The sequence below is a fragment of the Exiguobacterium sp. RIT341 genome (assembly GCF_000632205.1).
Lineage (GTDB): Bacteria > Bacillota > Bacilli > Exiguobacteriales > Exiguobacteriaceae > Exiguobacterium_A.
On the sequence record NZ_JFYW01000001.1, the window covers coordinates 1,000,579 to 1,018,811 of the forward strand.

Sequence of the window (18,233 nt, forward strand, 5' to 3'; positions counted from 1 at the left end):
ACTCTATTACTATTCGAAAAGTTCGAAAATCTAGCTGTACCTATCCACGGAGGTCTCCGATGCTACAACTGTCTAACTTACTCATTCTGCTTCTTTTATTCGTTTTACTGACAACCGGACTCGTTTTTTCTTTATTTTGGATCATCAAAAAAATCAAATCTTAATCACGACAACCCGGTCTCTCAAAGGAGAGAAGCCGGGTTGTTGTTCGTTTCATAGAGTTGTTGAATACGATTCACGATGTCGTTTGCCGTTTCCGGTACAGGTGGCATCCAAAGACCAGTCAGCGGACCGTAGACGACGGGATTGATTGCCACTTCGTACCCACCATACGGATGTTCTTCCGCTGTCGGCAAATAACCAATATAACCGTTCGTATAGCCTCCGAAAAAAGCGAATTCCGTTTGACGGGTTTGCTTTATCTGTAGCGCTGTCTCACAGAACGGCTCCATCGGGATGCCTGAGAACGAACCTTCATTTAGTTCAAACAATTGAATTTCGACTGGGATGGTAAGTGTTTTTCCCAATCGTTCCTGAACGTATGCCAACCAGCGTGCTGCACTGACGCCCCATGTCTGTTCAGCGTAATCCGCCATGTCTCGTAATACGTTCATAGCCGGTACTTCTGTTAAGCGCATCGGATGAATGCATGACTGAATCCGGTGGTGCGTTAACGGTTGAAACGACACGGCTGGAATCGTCGTCAAGACATGACCACTTAAAGTAAACGCCATTTTTTGAAGACTCTCTATGTCACCACGATATTTCGCATTGATGTTTCCCGTCGCGCCTTGGACGATCACGACCGGACAGCCGAGTGCCTGTTCGAGTAGCGTTCGAGCGACACCCGGATAATCACCGGATAAGACGACACTGTCTGATTTCAAGACGTTCGGATGCGCTGTACAGAAAACGAAGGCACCGACGAGACACGCATCATCGGCACGGCGAACTAACAGGGTCCCGATTCGGTCATCCGTCACCCCAAGCGGATCCGTTCCCATTACCGCCTGATCATTTATTTTCTCCCGTCGGTTGACGCCGAGTTTTCCAGACGTCACACCCCAACCAATCTCGACCGTCTGCATCACTTCGCTTGCTTTGACCGCAGATACAATCGCTTGTTGCGTCAAAATCGTTTTATAGGCGACGGTCAACGGTTCGTTTCCTGCTGTCGCTGGTCCCGAATGCGTATGCGTGTAAACGACTATGATCTGTTCCTTCGATATGTCCAGCTGGTCCACAATGCCTTCACGGATGACATCCGTATCGGCGACGAGCATGCCGATGTTGTCGATGCTGACGAAGATCGATGTCGTCTGCTCGCTTTCGAAGATACTCGCTGTGACATATAGCGGATCGTGTATGCTTACGATACCGACTTCTCGGTGATAACCGATGAAGGCAGCACCGAGCGGCGGATTGATTGCTTCCTGATGCATTCCAAAACGACTCATGGCTGACGTTCCCCCCTTGAACAACATACTATTTCTTCCATATACTAACATTAACTACAGTAGAGGAGGACATAAAAGATGTCGATTCGTTGGAAGGAAGAGATGCTTCAGTTCGAGACATTCCGTGAAGCCGAAGTTTGGGCGGAGTCGATCACGAATGAGATCCATGGTCGTTCAATCACTGGTTATTGCACCCCTGACTTTAAAGTCGCATCGATTCTTGCTTTTTATTTAGCGGAAAATCTAGACTATCGTGTACGTTCGGCAACGGTCCACCTCGATCAAGAGATCTATTATCAAGTCTGGGTAGAGATAATTGATTCACTCTGACTTCAAGAATTGTTCCAAGACGATTTCCTGAAACGCGCGTGTCACGGGTGAGCCCCACTTCGACTGTTTTGTGAGCAGATGGGCATACATCGGACAGGATTTAAAACGAATGGAACAACAGAAACCTGTGACCTGTTTTGCCGATAGTCCGTTGTTAAATGGTCGACATGGAGTAACATACAAAAACGGGAAAGAGGTTATGTCATGAAAAGAATCGTTTTGTTATGCGCTCTCTCAATTATAACTGTATGGCCGTTAGCTGCTTGTAGTAATGAAGTGAAAATGCAATATACAAGTGAAAAACCGACAGCACTAGACGTATTAGGAGAAGATTCTACTGCTGACATTTTTCAACTAAATGATACGATCTACAAATCAGATATAAAATGGGCAGAGAAAACAGAAGTCACTAAGAGTAAAAAAGTCGGAGAAATCAAGAAAATGAGTTCTGATCAATACGATTTTGATAATGGAACTGCTACAAAGCTCTCAAAGGGTACCGTCATATACTCTACGAAAGAAAGGAATGAAATTCTTTTGGTGAGTTTTAAAGGGAAAGTAAAAAAATACGTTGCTTTAGGAGAAGGTTAAATGGATTACAACTTGTAGAAACCCCTTATTTCAATCACGAAACGAGGGTTGTCTATAAGAAAAGGCATCCTCAACTGGGATGCCTTTTCTTATTAAGATAATAGCGAATCTGATCAGCCGTTAACGACTTTTTCTGCTACTTCCTCATTCATCGATTGACGATTAATCGAGAGGTGTTCGCCTTCTTTCAACCGTTTTCGATATTCAGCTGTCGCAGTGAACAAGACATCTGTCGACGAGTTTAATGCTGTCTCAAATGAATCTTGCAACACACCGATGACAAATCCGACAGCAACGACTTGCATCGCGACGTCATTCGGAATCCCGAATAAGCTACACGCAAGTGGAATCAAGAGAAGCGATCCCCCAGCGACACCAGAGGCGCCACACGCACAGACGGCAGCGAGGACACTTAAGATGATGGCTGTTGGAAGATCAACTTGGATACCGAGTGTGTTTACTGCAGCAAGCGTCAAGACGGAAATCGTGATTGCAGCCCCTGCCATGTTAATTGTTGCACCAAGCGGAATCGAGATGCCGTACGTCTCTTTATCAAGTCCAAGCTTTTTCGATAGTTCCATGTTGACCGGAATGTTCGCAGCCGAACTACGAGTAAAGAATGCCGTGATGCCGCTTTCGCGTAAACATTTGAAAACGAGCGGATACGGATTTTGACGGACGTTGATATAGACGATCAATGGATTAACGATCAGTGCAACGACAAGCATCGTCCCGATCAGTAACCCTAGCAGGCTCACATAGTCAAGAAGTGACGAGAGACCGTTCTCCGTAATCGAACCGATGACAAGCCCCATGATACCGAGCGGAGCAAGCTTAATGATCCATCCAACCATTTTCGCAAGTGCATCTGAGAAGTTCGAGATGAACGTTTTTGTAGAATCCGACGCATTTTTAAGCGCTAATCCTAAGATGATCGCCCACGTCAGAATGCCGATGTAGTTCGCTTGGACTAATGCATTGACGGGGTTATCGACCATGTTCAAGACAAGCGTCTTCAGGACTTCGATGGCATTCCCAGGAGCTGTCAGCTTTTCTGTGCTCTCTGTCAATGTTATCGAAACCGGGAACAAGAAACTAACGATGACCGCAATCGCACCCGCTAAAAAAGTACCGAGCAGGTATAAGAAGATGATTGATTTCATGTTCGTTTGCTGTCCCTTTTTATGTTGCACAATCGAAGCCATGACTAGGAAAAAGACCAAAATCGGCGCGACTGCCTTTAGTGAGGAGACAAATAATGTTCCAAAGATGGTCAATGAACTCGCTACTTCAGGAATCGTGACAGCTAAAATAATACCAATAACTAAGCCGATCGCGATTTGTTTCACTAAACTGATTTGGTTCCACATCTTCAACAATTTCATACATTCCCCTCCAGGCTTTCAAAAAATAAGATATTTAGAATTCGAAAAATGATGACTTCTCTCTCTCATTCCAAAACGATGAATGATCTGGTCGCTCACTTTTCAAAAAATTCTCTCAGTTTATTGTTTTCTATTTTTACATAAATCCTAAGAAATAAAAACTAGTTTTTTGCAAGAAATATAATTCCTTTTCCTGGATGTTAAATAAGAATACGAATGCAATCGATTGCATAATTACAAAAAAAGTAGGAAACGGATCATACTGTCTCCTACTTCATTATGTTAACTAAATCTTTATGTATGAGTGCTAACTGACCTTCCTTTACTACTTAAGAGACCATTATTTTTTTGCATTTGGCAATCAAAAGAACAACAAGTAATAAAATCTTAAGAATCAAAAATATCTCCACAAAGGAATAAACACCAAATGTGTTTCGCGCTTGCGTAATGATGATTGACGAGTGCACCAATCGCCCATACAAGTAAAATCAGTTCTAAAGTATATTGATCATTTGGTATGACATCCATATGTTTCTTACAATAGACTGACTAAAATGATTTAAGTGATGCCTATATTTTACAGCATCAAAAAGTCTTCCAGTCTTCCGAAAGTTAAGTGAATACGTTTTTAAAGATCTAAGTCATCCGGATAGTCCTTCATTTTCCTAACTCGAACACTTTTCTCCTGACCGATGTGATCGGTTTCTTCCAAACGATATTGGACGACGAGAAAAACCAACACGACTGCTGATATCACACAAATCGTCGCATAATACGGTTGAGCAAATCGTTCCAACTCAATCGCAGATAACACCTGTAAAATCGTCAATCCAGCTAACATCCCGTGGAAATATCTCTGGTAGTTGCGCGGCATTCCGGCTTGTCCAAACGTCTCATACCAGACGAATAAGCCGAGTCCAAACGCGAGTCCGTTTAGGATCGGTGAAGGCAGGAGAAACAGGAGGATTCCGAGACCAAGCATCCACCAGGCATAACGAATAGCTGGCTTAAAGAAAGCAGGATCGAGCGTCGGTTCTTCTTCCTCGATGACAGGCGTTGCTTTTTCCTCTTCGGTCAAAAGTCTAAAACCAAGTGCTTCTTTCTCTTCTGCTAACTCGAGCATCCGCTTTTTCATTCCGAAATAGAACGGAAAACGTTCTTTGACAACCTCTCCTTCATCCGTTTGACCATCCGCTTGTTCTTGTACGGATACTTGATACAGCGTGCGCCCCATCCAGTAACTGACCCAGTAATCGGTCGTTTGACCATTGTCGCGTTTGAGTTCAATCACCTTCGTTTGTTGATTCGTCATGATATGTGATTCCTTTCGTCGCAAGTTCCTGTAATTGTTCTGACGCATACAACAGGAGAATGAACCCTGAGATGAGACAGACCATTCCGTTAATTGAGAGATTGATCGGTGATAAATAGTTTTTCGATGAGCCGGCTAATGCGAACATGAAAAGTGCTCCTGACCATCGATACATGCGAACATGCGCGGATTTCCCTTCGAGATGCATCGGCCAGAAAAGCATCAGAACGACGAGTGTTATGTATCCCGGAATCGGTAAGATATCGGTCAGCGTCAGTAATCCACTCAATAGGACGAGTAAAGCGCTTAAAATGCGCAACTTTATGATCCGTCGATCTGAACGAAAATCCATCACTTCAGACAGAGCAAAAGGTGATCGCATGTATCCATCGTCTAATTTTTCACGTACCCATGCTTTTTTCTGACGATACGCGCGCAAGGGACTTTTGAAGACGATCCGCTTCGTTGCGGACTCCTCATTCGTTTCCATCATGTCCTCGCTATCAATCGCCTGCTCTTTTCGAGCAACCCCTTCCCGGCAGAATAAAGTACGCCCTTCTTGGTGAAAGACGATGTGATACACATGATCGTCGACTTGTTTCAGTAATTGAATCATGATTTGAGCTCCCTTTATCTTGCTTTCTAACTTCTTTTAGGTCTCACCAAGCTGCACTGACGGCGTATAAAATGAACAGACCACCTAAGACACAAACGTAACCGTAATGTCTGACGGTCAACGAACAAAATAGGATAACACCAATCGACAAAATAATACTGAGTACGAATGAATCCACCGTGTCGACGCTATCTCCGTGTCCTGCTAAAGGCGTTTTCAACGCATGCTTCGACCGAATGAAATAGATGCCTAACGTTAATAAAAAGAATCCGATACTATGGCCAAGGAAAGCTAATACCATAGATGTTCCCTCCGGCAAATGTATTTGTTTTGTTTAGTAAGTCATTATGTTTTCATAAAAGTTATTATACGACTAATATATACGATATTTTCCTTTATTAAGTTTCAATCACTAACTTTTCTATTAAATGGATAATTTATTTTTGGTTTCATATGTATCTTTTTGCCTAAAATAATAAATTAGTCAGATGACTACCATATAAAATTGAAAACTATTCTTTAGTGATAAGATGAAGGATTTTGTTTCAACATGACGTCAAGTTTGTAGAAATAAACAAAAAATCTATTCCTAATTTTATGGAATAGATTTTCTGCATACATTCATAGGTCTCTTAGGATTATTTAAATCAAAAAGAAAGAATGGTTCTTAAAAGAATATAGATTACTGCCTTCTTACTTTTCCTGTTCGAGTAATATAGTTCTCTTCAGTGATACTAGCAATATGACTGCTTGCTTTAAGCGAATAAAACAATCCGATGAAGATACACAATATACCGAATAGCTGTAGCCACCTTAGATACACATTTCCGAAAAAAACGTCTAATAAAATAGCGACTGTAGGGTCGACAAAAACCATAGAAGAGACAACTGTTGTTGGTAAATGACGTATGCTATTGAAAAACAGAAAATAAACTATACCTGTATGAATAACTCCGGTTACAGTGACGTACATCCACTGAGAAGTATCAATTGCTTGATAGTTATTAAAATGAATGAATGGAAGTAACACAATCAGACCGATCACCATTTGAATAAAAGTGGTCGCATATACACTAGTTTTTGTAATACTCTTTCCTAGCAGCATTGTTGCTGCATAGAAACATGCTGCGATGATGCTGTACACGATACCCCTCCAGCTTTCTGAAGCAAACCGCACACCATCGGTACCTATAATACTCAATGTTCCAATAAAACAAACTAACATAGATACATACATGAGTTTCGTCTTTTTTTCTTTAAAGAAAAGGCTACCCATCACAAGAACAATAATAGGAGCTAGATGATATAAGGTTATGGCAATTGTAATGGACGTTCTCTCAAATGCTTTAAAAAGAAACACCCAATTACAAACATTCGTAATACCACAACAAGCAATGTATATGAGTTCTTTCCTATTCCACTTTTCCCTTTTAAAGCGTCCAGATACGATCCATGCCATTATAAGAAATACAGCAGCACAAATACATCGAACCCACACTAATTCAATTGCCGGAAGACCTGTAAAAGTTGAAAAAAAGCCAATTGATCCAAAGATAGTCATAGCTATACTTAGTTGAAACAAAGCATTCTTGTTCACGTCTATTTCCCCTTTTTGCTTACACATTTATTCATCTTTGTGCAGGCAATCCATCACGAGAAAGGATATTTTTCCACATTTCGTCCGGAATGGAGAGCATTTGTTGATCATCGCGTGACAAGGTCGTACGAATTTCTTCCTCTCTTCCTGCTATTAGTTTTCGAACCCAATCTGGTTCCATTAATAACTCTCTTCCTAATCCGAATAATGGAATTCCTTGTTCTAATACGTTCAAGGCATCATCTGGTGTGTGTATAGAACCGAGTGACAGAAAACTTGTTCGATCCGCAATCACATCCCGAAAAATCTCTGATCTTGTTTTTGTTTGATTTGAACCACTTCGAGGCATGGACCAAACGTTTTTGACTGAAAGATGTAGGTACGATAAGCCTTGATTAGACAATTGATCTACCAAGGCGATTGTTTCCTCCATGTTCAAACCATTCTTTTCTGGTTCTTCTGGTGAGAAGCGATAACCAATAATAAAATTATTGTTCGCATATTGATCTCGGACTCGTTTTACTTCTTCAATAACAGCTAATGGAAAGGACATCCGTTTTTCTAGTGTTCCTCCCCACATATCTGTTCGAAGATTTGAATATCTTGAAAAAAATTGTTGAATCAGATATCCGTTGGCTCCATGAATTTCCACACCATCAAACCCTACACGTATAGCTATCTCCGTTGCTCGTCCAAAATCCTGAATAGTAGATAGAATTTCTTCGTGTTCTAACGTACGTGGAACGTAATCATCACTTGAATCCTTGTAAAGGCTCGCCACGATACCACTCGGGCTAACCATTCGCCTTTCACTTATGTATCCGATTAGACTCTCGCTGCCTCCATGATGAAGCTGAAGGATTGCTTTTGCTCCCTTTTCTTTTATTTTATTAGCCAACTGCGTAAGACCTGGTATATTGTGTTCTCCATATGCTTTCATTTGACGAGGAAAACTAGTCCCGAGTGATGAAATGGTCGCAGCCGCGGTAATAAACATAGCTGGTCCTTGTGCTCTTCTGCTATAGTAATCCAACTCTCCGGAAGAGACGCTTCCATCTATATTTCCTGAATAGGTGGTCATCGGTGCAACAACGACTCGATTCGCCAAAGTTACTCCATTCGACAAGGTATAAGGTGAAAGGATTTTTTCATACTTCTGATTCATCAATACATCCACTCTCCAATTCTTTTATTTTTTGATTCAATCTGTCTGTTTTTAGTGTATTTGTAAAAATAAAATAAGTAAAATGAATGTTTTTCATTCTAATCATTTGTATCTCTCATGTATAATACAGAAAAGGATGTGAAGTACATTGAATTTATTTCAATTAGAAGTGCTTTTAAACGTAGTGGAAAGTGGTAGTTTTACGAAAGCAGGTCAAAAGATTGGACTGACACAATCTGGAGTAAGTCATAACATTACAACACTGGAATCTGAACTAGGAGTAACACTTTTGAATCGAGGACGAGGTGGTACATCGTTAACTACTGCAGGGGAATATATTATTCCACACATACGCAATATTGTGACAAACATGGCTCATATAGAGCAAAAAGTTTCTTCTTTGCAAGGATTAGAATTGGGAAAGATTGCTGTTGGGAGTTTCCCAAGTTTTACAGCTACCTTTATACCGATTTTGTTTTCTATATTCAAAGAACGTTTCCAGAATGTTGAATTGGTGTTGTATGAGGGTGGCTATGATGATATTGAAAAGTGGGTGGAAGAAGGTACGGTGGATCTCGGTTTTACAGCATTACCAGTTAAAGGTTTCGAGAGTATAGCTCTGACGCAAGATCCTTTATCTGTTGTCGTATATGATGGACACCCTTTTATAGAAAAAGATGTTGTTACGATAGCTGATTTCGAAGAGGAATCATTCATCATGTTACGATCTGGATGTGAAGTCCTTATCGAGGAGGAATGTCGTAAAGCTGGTCTTTCATTACGTACCTCATATAATAGTAAGGAGAATGAAACTGTACTGTCTATGGTGAAAGGAAAATTAGGTATTAGTATTATGCCAAACCTGGCAGTCCCTAAACGAGAGACTCATGTTCATCTATTACCCTTACATCCTCCTGTGGTTAGACATCTCGGATTAATTGTCAAGTCATCAGACAAAATGACGCCTCTTTCCAAAGAATTTGTCAAGATCGTGAAAGCACATTTCGATAGTCATGAAATCTAATTGTTGATATTAGGATAGTGCGTACAGATACATTCACTTACGGATAGCACAGATTCAGGAACAAGCGCTTTGTCCATGTACTCCTTTCGAAGAGTTGGTAAGATAAGATAACATTCTGCAGATAGGTAGCACACGATTCGCCTCCTTATCACGCAGTGAGTATATATAATGGATTTGATACGCTATATCGAGTAGAGACATAGTTGATCTACCTTCACCTACGCGTTGCTTAGAGGTGGAGGATTCGTGAGTTATCCAACCCAACGGTTCTACTTCTGGTAGTTTTTAGCCTCAGAGAGTTTCACTTTCTTATTCAAAGCAAGCAATTGACGGCGAGACAGTTTGCGCTGTTCACATGTGATCTTCTTCTCAAGCGTTTGGAAGCAGCGGTCGTTCTTGTATACCGTGCCATCCGATAAGATGGCGAAGTTGTTCAGTCCGACGTCGACGCAGAAGGATGAACCGGTCTTCGGCAGTTCGTGAACCTCCTGTTCGACGAGCAGAGAGACGGAGTATTTTTCAGAGGCGTTACATCGGATGGTGGCATTCAGGATCTTCCCACGACCTAACTCAAGTTGGCGAAGCGGACCCATTTGAGTTTAGGTAATTCCAGACGATTACCGAAAATTGAGTCTTACATTGGATGTCCGTTTTATAAGATTGAACGAGGTTCCGCTACGGCTTGATAAAATCATTATAAATGAACCTCTCATACTAAACTACATATTTTGACTATTAAGAAATTAAGTGGTATTTTTATTCTATTGATTATTTATTTTTTTAAATAATCTTCCATTTTATTCATGTATAAGGTGAGAGGATGATTATGTTTTGAAGAAAATACTTGTACCTTTCTTATGTGTTCCATTAATCGTTTTAACCGCATGTTCGCAAGAGAATCAGAGCGAAAAAGTTAAACCTGAGTCCATTAAGATTAATCATGACAGTGAATTGAATATCGTTCCACTTTACTCACCCTATCAAAAGTACTTAAAAGCTTCACTTGATGATGATACTGAAGTGAGCAAAAAAAATTACATGAACTATGTACTTAGCGATATCGATAAAATTGGAAAAAAAGAAGATTTTGAAACTACTTCCTTAAAAGGTTTCTTCATGATGCAATCAACTGCTTATCCGCAAGCGCTACTTGATCGAATCGAGGCATTGGAGGAACAGCAAGACGAGATTAAAAAAATCATCACAAAAAATTACACTGCTGCACATAAAGTACTTCCGAAGAAAAAAAGCACGATTTTCATCGTGCCGATCAACTCAGAATATACGTCGATGACCGAACCTATGGGCGGAGTAGCAGCAGGGGCATATAAAGATGCGGTTGTTCTATATATGGATTCGAATTTCGATAAGGATGCTTTAGCTTATACGGTTGCGCATGAATACCATCATTTGATTCTCCATGACAGAAATAAATATCAGATGAACAAATTACTCGATTCGGTCATTATCGAGGGAAAAGCGGATGCTTTTGCTGACCGAGTCCTCAAAGATGTGAAGGCCCCATGGGATACTCCAATGGATGAAAAGACGAAAAAACATGTCGCAAAATTGATTCAATCTGGTGAAGCTACATACGAGGACCTTGTGGGCGGTAGTCCCCAAAAAGACATTCCCCGCTGGAGTAACTATAATTTAGGACACGATATCCTCGACCATTATTTTAAATTACATCCAGATTCTAAAATAGAGGAATGGTCCTTTAAAGGTGAAGCTGATCTTTTGAAAGGATACAAATACCAAAAGTTACTTCAGTGAGAGAACTATATTTTTGATACATTCCATAAAAAACAGACAGATGAAATAACAATATCAGTTTACGTATCGTAGGAAAATTTCTCTATCGCACTCAATAACATCTTAATATGGACCAATATCTATACAAAAAAAGATCAAGGTACAGATGCTTTAAACAGATCTGTACCTTGATCTTTCTTCAATTCAAAACACTCTTTGTTTTCTTGTAATAAATACACGGCGCCGTCTGGATGCATATCTTTTTTTCGCAAACGAGGAGAATGTAAGGAATTATCATGATCATCACCTTCCTAAACATGGTCAAATTGAAGATGAATGACTATGTTTACTTTAATTTGAACATAATTTCATTCACTTTTTTAATCTAATCGTACTCATCCACGATATTTAAAAGCCGAATTTCAGCACTTCAAAGAATATTCGTTCAGGGTTTCCGCTCTCAATCCTGTGTACTAAAACCTTAATATGTATTACAATGTATTACAAAGGAGCTGATAATCATGAGTACCATTTCCGTACGTCTGGATGATCAGGATACACGACTTATCAAGGAATATGCGAAGGCAAAGAACATCACGATTTCTACACTCGTTCGCGATGCCGTCCTCGACCGTATCGAAGACGAAATCGATTTGCAACTCTATCATGATTCTATGGCAGCACACCGTAAAAAATCAGAAGCGATATCTTTCGACGACATGATGAAGGAACTTGATTTAGAATGACAGCTTATAATGTAGAATTCGAGCGCGGGGCTCAAAAATCTCTCAAGAAGATGGACCCACAACAAGCGCGGATCATCATGTCCTGGATCAAGAAGAACCTTGTCGGGACGGATGATCCGCGTCGTCATGGGAAAGGACTCGTCTCGAATCGCTCTGGCGAATGGCGGTATCGCATCGGCGACTATCGTCTGATTGCTGACATCCAGGATGAGAAAGTCGTGATATTGATTCTTGAGATTGGACATCGTCGGGATATCTATAAATAAAGCATCCAAAACTCATATCTTAGGAAGTACATGATAATCAATCAAAAGCCTTCTCTTTTAACGATATGATGAAAAAGCTAGAATTAGAATGACAACATATACAGTTATTTTTTTAGGTGTGGATTCAAAACTCCCTTCAGAGGGTGGATTACTAAAATAAAGATCATGATGTCCTAGTTAAGGCAAACTCTGACTAGAACTGATGATTCGCGTTTTATGTAAAATAGATAGAACGTGTCATGAATCGTTGGATGAATGACGACACAGCAATAGTGAAGGTTTCCGAATCACTAACATTTAATAAGAATTGGATACACAAAAAAGATTGTATACATTTCGACGTCGAAATGTATACAATCCATTTTCAGCGAGTACTTACTCATTGAGTTCTCTTGTCCGAACTCAAACTCTGATGCTTAATCCATATATTTTTTCAAGACGATGGCGGCGTTATGACCACCGAATCCGAAAGAATTGGATAGTCCGTACTGCATCTCCAGCGAACGAGCCCCTCCTGCTACATAATCCAGGTCACACGTTGGATCATCGACTTCAAGATTAATCGTCGGTGGAATGATTCCTTCCTGTAAACATTTCGCAAGCGCGATCGCTTCCGCTCCACCGGCAGCACCGAGCATGTGACCTAGCATTGATTTGTTCGCCGTCACCGGGAGTGTGTTCGCATGTTCTGCAAACAATTTTTTAATCGCACGTGTCTCGGACTGATCGCCGACGATCGTACTCGTCGCATGGGCACTGATCACATCGATGTCATTCGTCTCAATCCCTGCCTGTTGAACGGCCCGCTTCATAGCGAGGTATGCTCCCTGACCTTCTGGATGAGTCGCTACTATATGATAGGCATCGGAACTTGCTCCGTATCCGACGACTTCCGCATAGATGGACGCACCTCGTTGCTTTGCGTGCGATAACGATTCCAGTATCAAGATGCCCGCTCCCTCCGACATCACGAAACCATCGCGTGTCGCGTCAAAAGGACGACTCGCTTTAGAGGGTGATTCGTTTCTTGTAGACAATGCCGTCGCATTACCGAAGCTTGCTATAGACAATTCAGTGATACCCGCTTCTGTTCCACCAGCGAATGCAGCATCAGCCTCTCCCATTCGAATGAGTCGATATGCTTCACCAATAGCCGTGTTTCCGATTGCACAAGCGGATACAGGTGACATGGAAGGTCCCATCGCTTGCCACTTGATGCTAATTTGAGCGGCTGCTGCGTTAGACATCATGGAAGGTACGAGACTTGGACTGACCCTTCTCGGACCTTTTTGGTGTAAAGCATGAACACCGTCAATTAACGTTTCAATCCCTCCTACACCTGAACCCACATATACAGCAAGTCTTTCCCGATCCAGATCAGATTCTCCTAGCTTAGAATCGTTCCAGGCTTGATCAGCAGCCGCTAATGCGAACTGGACGAAGCGATCCAGGTTACGAGAGGCTTTTTTACCAATCGCCTTTTCCGCATCAAAGTTTTTTACACTCCCTGCAATCTTTACTTTGAAATCAGTCGTATCAAACGTATCGATTTCCGTGATGCCTGAATTTCCAGCAATCATATTATTCCAAAAGGACTCCACATCGTTTCCGATTGGTGAGACGACACCCATTCCTGTAATCACTACGCGCTCCATTTTTCTTCACTCCTTGTAATAGTATGAGATAATCATACGTGTCATGTATCCTATTACAAGTGTTCATTTATCCTATTATAATTGATACTTGGATGGAGAGAAATCAGGAGGAACGTATATGGACGACTCGAATCGATTAGAAGCTCTATCCTATTTTTTGAAGACGAAAAGAGCACAGCTCAAACCGGAATCAGTGGGGCTACCGCCTGGATCAAGAAGGAGAACACCTGGCTTGAGAAGAGAGGAAGTTGCTCAATTAGCAGGAGTCAGTACGACATGGTACACCTGGTTAGAACAAGGAAGAGATATTAAGGTATCTAGAAGCGTCTTAGACTGTATCGCCCAGGCGTTATGTTTAAACAGGGATGAACACGAATATTTGAACGATTTAGCATTAGGGACGCAGGTCGTCAGTATGAAAATTCAAGCTTCCCCTATGACTATCAGTCCGTCACTCGAAAAAATTCTCTCTGCCTTGACGACGTGCCCGACGATCATTACGGATCGTTACTGCCATATCGTCGGCTGGAATCCTGCAGCGGCCCATGTGTTCGTAGATTTTGCGACCATTCCAGAATCACAACGTAACCTCATTCGCCTCTTGTTCTCACAGAAAGAATTTAAAGTACTTGCCGGGAATTGGGAACACTTCGCCAAAGGATTCTTGTCCATTTTCCGTACATACTACGGTCAATACTCTGGTGATGAATGGTATACGTCCTTCATACAGGAGATGAGTAATACATATCCTGAATTCAAATCACTCTGGATGGAGAGTCAGGTCAGTAAGGCTCCGGAAATCCTGATTGAATTCCGTCATGGAAAAGTTGGCAAGATGCTATTCGACCTGACCTCTCTTCAAGTGCAGGGAGAAGACGACTTGCGATGTAGCATCTATACACCTGTCGAGGAATCCGGTACAGAAGAAAAACTGAAACGATTGATTTTAGTTCGATGAATTCAAATGAAGTGAAAAACTGCTAAAAATATGGAAGCAATCGATGAGACGCTTTCCATGTCAGGATTGTTCCGTTCAAATCAGTCAGGATTGTCCGACTTTCGGATTGACAAGTAATTATGGTCATAAATAAATAAACATAGTCTAAATATGATAATTTGACTATGTTTATATGTGTTTGAACGACTTTAAATACATTATAATGAGTTTAAACATAGTCAAATAATATAAAAATGAGTATATTTAATCTAAAGTGATCTATTTTGCGAAGGGAGTTCGACGAATGCGCGACTATACATATACCTATCTCAAAGAGCTCGCCCTGCCGATGGAGACCGTCCGCTTGATTGGACGGATCAATGAGTATAAAGGCAAACAAGATCTCTATAAACAGCAAGCGCCTCAAATCCTTAACACCTTACGCGATGTCGCCGTCATCCAGTCGACGAAAGCCTCGAATGCGATCGAAGGAATCATCGTCACGGAAAGTCGTCTTCAGACCATCATGTCAAAGTCAGCCGACCCTGCCGACCGTTCAGAAGCAGAGATTGCTGGTTACCGCGACGTACTTAACCTGATCCACGCTTCAGCCGAGGACATCCCGGTCAATGCGAATATTCTGTTGCAACTACACAAGGAACTCTATAAGTTCGTCCCCGTCGAAGGTGGGCGGTGGAAGAATGTCGACAACGAGATTAGTGAGACGTTCCCGGATGGCACGCGCCGGACTCGCTTCATCCCCGTCCCTGCGTTCGAGACACCGGCAGCGATGCAGGCGTTATGCGACAGCCTACGAGAGCGTCGGCAACAAGAGGACGTCGACCCGCTCATCCTGACGAGCTTGTTCGTCCTCGATTTCCTATCCATTCATCCGTTCAATGACGGGAATGGTCGAATGGCACGATTGTTGACCCTCTTGCTGCTCTATCAGTATGGCTTCGAGGTCGGACGCTACATCAGTCTTGAGAAGATCGTCGAATCGCGGAAGGAAGATTATTATGAGTCACTCTGTCTCTCTTCCGTGCGTTGGCACCAAAACCAACAAGATCCGTTTCCATGGATCAACTACTTGCTGAGCACGATTCTTGCTGCTTATAAGGAGCTTGAAGATCGCGTCGGATTGGTCACAACGGGTAGTCAGAACAAGAACAATCGGATTCGTCGTTTCGTTGAAGGACGAATCACACCGTTCACGAAAGCAGACGTAAGGAAGGCTTGTCCCGACATCAGTGAGGCGACAATCAATCGCGTATTGCGTGACTTACGTGACGAGGGGATCATTGCCCCATCCGGTCTTGGTCGGAGTGCGAAATGGACGAAACAATAACACTACATGGTATCAAGAACATCCGTGAAGAATAAATAACTTATCAATCGAGCAGAAAACGTCAATTTCTACTTGACGTCGACAACTCATTGTCGCGAAATGTTGAAATCATCTCGTTCATGCTGATTTAAGATATTTTAGATAGCATTTATCTGATATTAATTATCTATAGTAATTATTATTTTTGTGAAATCATTCTAAAGCCTAAATTAATATTTTATTTGTAATCGTACACTTTGTATTATCAACCTGATTGTCAAGTGGGAGAATACAGTCTAAATAATTGCAGATATAAACAAGCTCCAATGATAGCAAAAAGGAGAATGATAGTGAAGATACCAAGCGGGGCGATCCATCCTGATGCGTAGATAGCGAGAGGTGCTAGCGTCTTACCAAGTGTGTTTTGAAGACTATCAGCAGCTAGATACTGACCTCTTGCCTCCTCTGGAGCATAATGACCGATGAAACTCTGCGTGACTGGTGTACGCATGATCTCACCTAACGTGAAGATGAGCGTACAACCAAACAAAAACCAGATGTTGTTATTCCATCCGATTAAAAATGTACCTCCTCCTGCAAGTAAGGTCGAAACGACGAAGAGACGTCTTTCTGACCAATTTTTAAGTCGATTCGTTACGGGAAGGATCAAGATGACAAACAAAAGACCATTAAAGCCTACCAGATAGCCAAAAATGGATTGGCTCGTGAGCTGAAAAGAATCCAGCAAGTGCGGTACGAGAGGTTGTTTAGGCACATTCTCTATCACGTAAACTGGTAAGTAGAGATCGAGTTGCATCACTGGGAAGAGTGAACAGGTTCCCGCAATTACGTATAGCAGAAAAATACGATCTTTGAGAATAAGTCGATAGCCAGACCACTTAGACTGAAACGCATATTTAAGTGGGGTCGTTACATCTTTTTGCTTGGATTGGACAGGTAAGGTTTCACTAACAATAAAATAGATCGTTATGAAGTAAAGAAAGAGAACTATTGCACAGGTCCACAATAACAGTTGACGATGTTGAAAAAAGAAGACTGCTCCAATGATCGGTCCTAAAACGGCACCAATATTGTTCACGGTCATAAATGTCGCATACACTTGTCGCAATTCATCTTTTGGAACTGTGTCCGCTATCATCGCTGAACTAGCAGGACGATAAAATGCTGCGCCTATATTAATTCCGATAAAGGCAACGTAATTAATCCAAGGAGAAGAAGAGACAGCAAATAGAATAAACATGCTCATTTGCAAAAATGTTCCGATCAGCATGACAGGACGTCTCCCTAACGTATCCGCAAAGCTTCCTCCGGTTAAACTTCCGACAATACTTATTAAGGGGGGCAGTGCCATTATTAATCCAGCAGTCTGTAACCCAAGTTCTTTACCAAAATAGACCGTTAAAAAAGGAAAGTACATCCAAAATAGCAGATTGAAAATCCCTTCTCCTATCAATCTGACTTTCACATTAGGATTCCATGTAGTTTTGTTCATAATAACTCCTCTCATAGTTAACGAATAGCGTCTTCTTTTCGTAGCTTTACTATAGAGAAGATAGTTACCAAGATATAGACTTATATTTTGATATGGATTATACTAATATTATGAAAATTAAGTAAGGACACTTTTATTTAAATTGTCACGTAAAACGAACGTATGTTTGTTTTGAAACGAATTGACATATCTTTCTGCCTTACTTTTTTCTATCTCTTAAGAATTTTAGAATTACCGACGATATAATTGTTCGATAAGAAGCAGTTCCTGTCTTTACATGACAGGAACTGCTTCTTATCGTTTAAGTTCATAGACTTTTACTTTATCGAGAAGGAGTAATAACGGACCAACTAAAAAATAAAAATTTCTTATTTTTAACAGAATTATTTACTACAAGAAGAAATTGCGATTTATTGATGTCGTTTGTAATAAATTTAAGTCTGTAAATTAGATTTCACGGATACTTTACTTTCATTCTTCTTTTGGGATTCGTTCATCAACGATCATTTAATGTGGTGGACTGAAGGGAGTCGATGAATAAGGAATAGGCATGGTCG

18 protein-coding genes are annotated in these 18,233 nt (G+C 41.2%); 8 read left to right on the forward strand and 10 right to left on the reverse strand.

What is annotated here, in order from left to right; genetic code table 11:
• Nucleotides 1-182: 182 nt before the first annotated feature.
• Nucleotides 183-1,457, reverse strand: coding sequence for an alkaline ceramidase (locus tag BW42_RS05285; protein ID WP_035408266.1), 1,275 nt, complete (start codon nucleotides 1,455-1,457; stop codon nucleotides 183-185).
• A gap of 78 nt (nucleotides 1,458-1,535) precedes the next feature.
• Here BW42_RS05285 and BW42_RS05290 point away from each other — a divergent pair, with 78 nt between their 5' ends.
• Both BW42_RS05290 and BW42_RS05295 read left to right on the forward strand, forming a co-directional pair.
• On the forward strand, nucleotides 1,536-1,787 hold the full coding sequence (locus BW42_RS05290) for a hypothetical protein (protein WP_052019037.1): 252 nt from the start codon (nucleotides 1,536-1,538) through the stop codon (nucleotides 1,785-1,787).
• A gap of 204 nt (nucleotides 1,788-1,991) precedes the next feature.
• Nucleotides 1,992-2,378: a hypothetical protein gene (locus BW42_RS05295; protein WP_035408269.1), complete on the forward strand. Its 387-nt coding sequence runs from the start codon at nucleotides 1,992-1,994 to the stop codon at nucleotides 2,376-2,378.
• Nucleotides 2,379-2,491: 113 nt separating this feature from the next.
• Here the strand turns inward: BW42_RS05295 and sstT are convergent, their stop codons facing one another.
• The 6 genes from sstT to BW42_RS05325 all read right to left on the reverse strand — a co-directional run bounded on the left by sstT (nucleotide 2,492) and on the right by BW42_RS05325 (nucleotide 8,453).
• The gene (sstT, locus tag BW42_RS05300) at nucleotides 2,492-3,763 is read right to left on the reverse strand and encodes a serine/threonine transporter SstT (RefSeq protein WP_035408270.1); all 1,272 of its coding nucleotides are present in this window, start codon (nucleotides 3,761-3,763) and stop codon (nucleotides 2,492-2,494) included.
• Between the two features lie 628 nt (nucleotides 3,764-4,391).
• Complete coding sequence (locus tag BW42_RS05305) at nucleotides 4,392-5,075, reverse strand: hypothetical protein (protein ID WP_035408273.1); 684 nt, start codon at nucleotides 5,073-5,075, stop codon at nucleotides 4,392-4,394.
• Complete coding sequence (locus BW42_RS05310) at nucleotides 5,047-5,691, reverse strand: hypothetical protein (protein ID WP_035408276.1); 645 nt, start codon at nucleotides 5,689-5,691, stop codon at nucleotides 5,047-5,049. Before BW42_RS05310 ends, BW42_RS05305 begins: the two co-directional genes overlap by 29 nt.
• A gap of 43 nt (nucleotides 5,692-5,734) precedes the next feature.
• Entirely contained in the window at nucleotides 5,735-5,992 is a 258-nt protein-coding gene (locus tag BW42_RS05315) for a hypothetical protein (protein WP_035408278.1), read from the reverse strand.
• 381 nt (nucleotides 5,993-6,373) lie between these two features.
• Nucleotides 6,374-7,288: a DMT family transporter gene (locus BW42_RS05320; protein WP_155960159.1), complete on the reverse strand. Its 915-nt coding sequence runs from the start codon at nucleotides 7,286-7,288 to the stop codon at nucleotides 6,374-6,376.
• 31 nt (nucleotides 7,289-7,319) lie between these two features.
• Nucleotides 7,320-8,453: an NADH-dependent flavin oxidoreductase gene (locus BW42_RS05325; protein WP_035408282.1), complete on the reverse strand. Its 1,134-nt coding sequence runs from the start codon at nucleotides 8,451-8,453 to the stop codon at nucleotides 7,320-7,322.
• Between the two features lie 148 nt (nucleotides 8,454-8,601).
• Here BW42_RS05325 and BW42_RS05330 point away from each other — a divergent pair, with 148 nt between their 5' ends.
• The gene (locus tag BW42_RS05330) at nucleotides 8,602-9,477 is read left to right on the forward strand and encodes a LysR family transcriptional regulator (RefSeq protein ID WP_035408284.1); all 876 of its coding nucleotides are present in this window, start codon (nucleotides 8,602-8,604) and stop codon (nucleotides 9,475-9,477) included.
• Nucleotides 9,478-9,746: 269 nt separating this feature from the next.
• Here the strand turns inward: BW42_RS05330 and BW42_RS05335 are convergent, their stop codons facing one another.
• Nucleotides 9,747-10,070, reverse strand: a complete 324-nt coding sequence (locus BW42_RS05335; protein WP_231496860.1) for a hypothetical protein — start codon at nucleotides 10,068-10,070, stop codon at nucleotides 9,747-9,749.
• A gap of 238 nt (nucleotides 10,071-10,308) precedes the next feature.
• On the opposite strand from BW42_RS05335, the gene BW42_RS05340 reads away from it, so the two are divergent.
• From BW42_RS05340 to BW42_RS05350, 3 genes are all read left to right on the forward strand, one after another.
• Nucleotides 10,309-11,253 carry a DUF2268 domain-containing protein gene (locus BW42_RS05340; RefSeq protein WP_035408286.1) on the forward strand — a complete coding sequence of 315 codons (945 nt, stop codon included), beginning with the start codon at nucleotides 10,309-10,311 and terminating at the stop codon, nucleotides 11,251-11,253.
• 500 nt (nucleotides 11,254-11,753) lie between these two features.
• Nucleotides 11,754-11,978: a type II toxin-antitoxin system RelB family antitoxin gene (gene relB / locus BW42_RS05345; protein WP_026829710.1), complete on the forward strand. Its 225-nt coding sequence runs from the start codon at nucleotides 11,754-11,756 to the stop codon at nucleotides 11,976-11,978.
• Complete coding sequence (locus BW42_RS05350) at nucleotides 11,975-12,244, forward strand: type II toxin-antitoxin system RelE/ParE family toxin (RefSeq protein WP_035408288.1); 270 nt, start codon at nucleotides 11,975-11,977, stop codon at nucleotides 12,242-12,244. The genes relB and BW42_RS05350 overlap by 4 nt, the downstream gene beginning before the upstream one ends.
• 416 nt (nucleotides 12,245-12,660) lie before the next feature.
• On the opposite strand, the gene fabF is transcribed toward BW42_RS05350, so the two are convergent.
• On the reverse strand, nucleotides 12,661-13,899 hold the full coding sequence (fabF, locus tag BW42_RS05355) for a beta-ketoacyl-ACP synthase II (RefSeq protein ID WP_035408290.1): 1,239 nt from the start codon (nucleotides 13,897-13,899) through the stop codon (nucleotides 12,661-12,663).
• A 118-nt stretch (nucleotides 13,900-14,017) separates the two neighbouring features.
• Between fabF and BW42_RS05360 the strand changes: the two genes are divergently transcribed.
• Together BW42_RS05360 and BW42_RS05365 are read left to right on the forward strand one after the other, a co-directional pair.
• Complete coding sequence (locus BW42_RS05360; RefSeq protein ID WP_035408292.1) at nucleotides 14,018-14,857, forward strand: helix-turn-helix transcriptional regulator; 840 nt, start codon at nucleotides 14,018-14,020, stop codon at nucleotides 14,855-14,857.
• A gap of 283 nt (nucleotides 14,858-15,140) precedes the next feature.
• On the forward strand, nucleotides 15,141-16,184 hold the full coding sequence (locus BW42_RS05365) for a Fic family protein (protein WP_035408293.1): 1,044 nt from the start codon (nucleotides 15,141-15,143) through the stop codon (nucleotides 16,182-16,184).
• 256 nt (nucleotides 16,185-16,440) lie between these two features.
• On the opposite strand, the gene BW42_RS05370 is transcribed toward BW42_RS05365, so the two are convergent.
• Nucleotides 16,441-17,676, reverse strand: coding sequence for an MFS transporter (locus BW42_RS05370; protein WP_035408295.1), 1,236 nt, complete (start codon nucleotides 17,674-17,676; stop codon nucleotides 16,441-16,443).
• Between the last annotated feature and the right edge of the window lie 557 nt (nucleotides 17,677-18,233).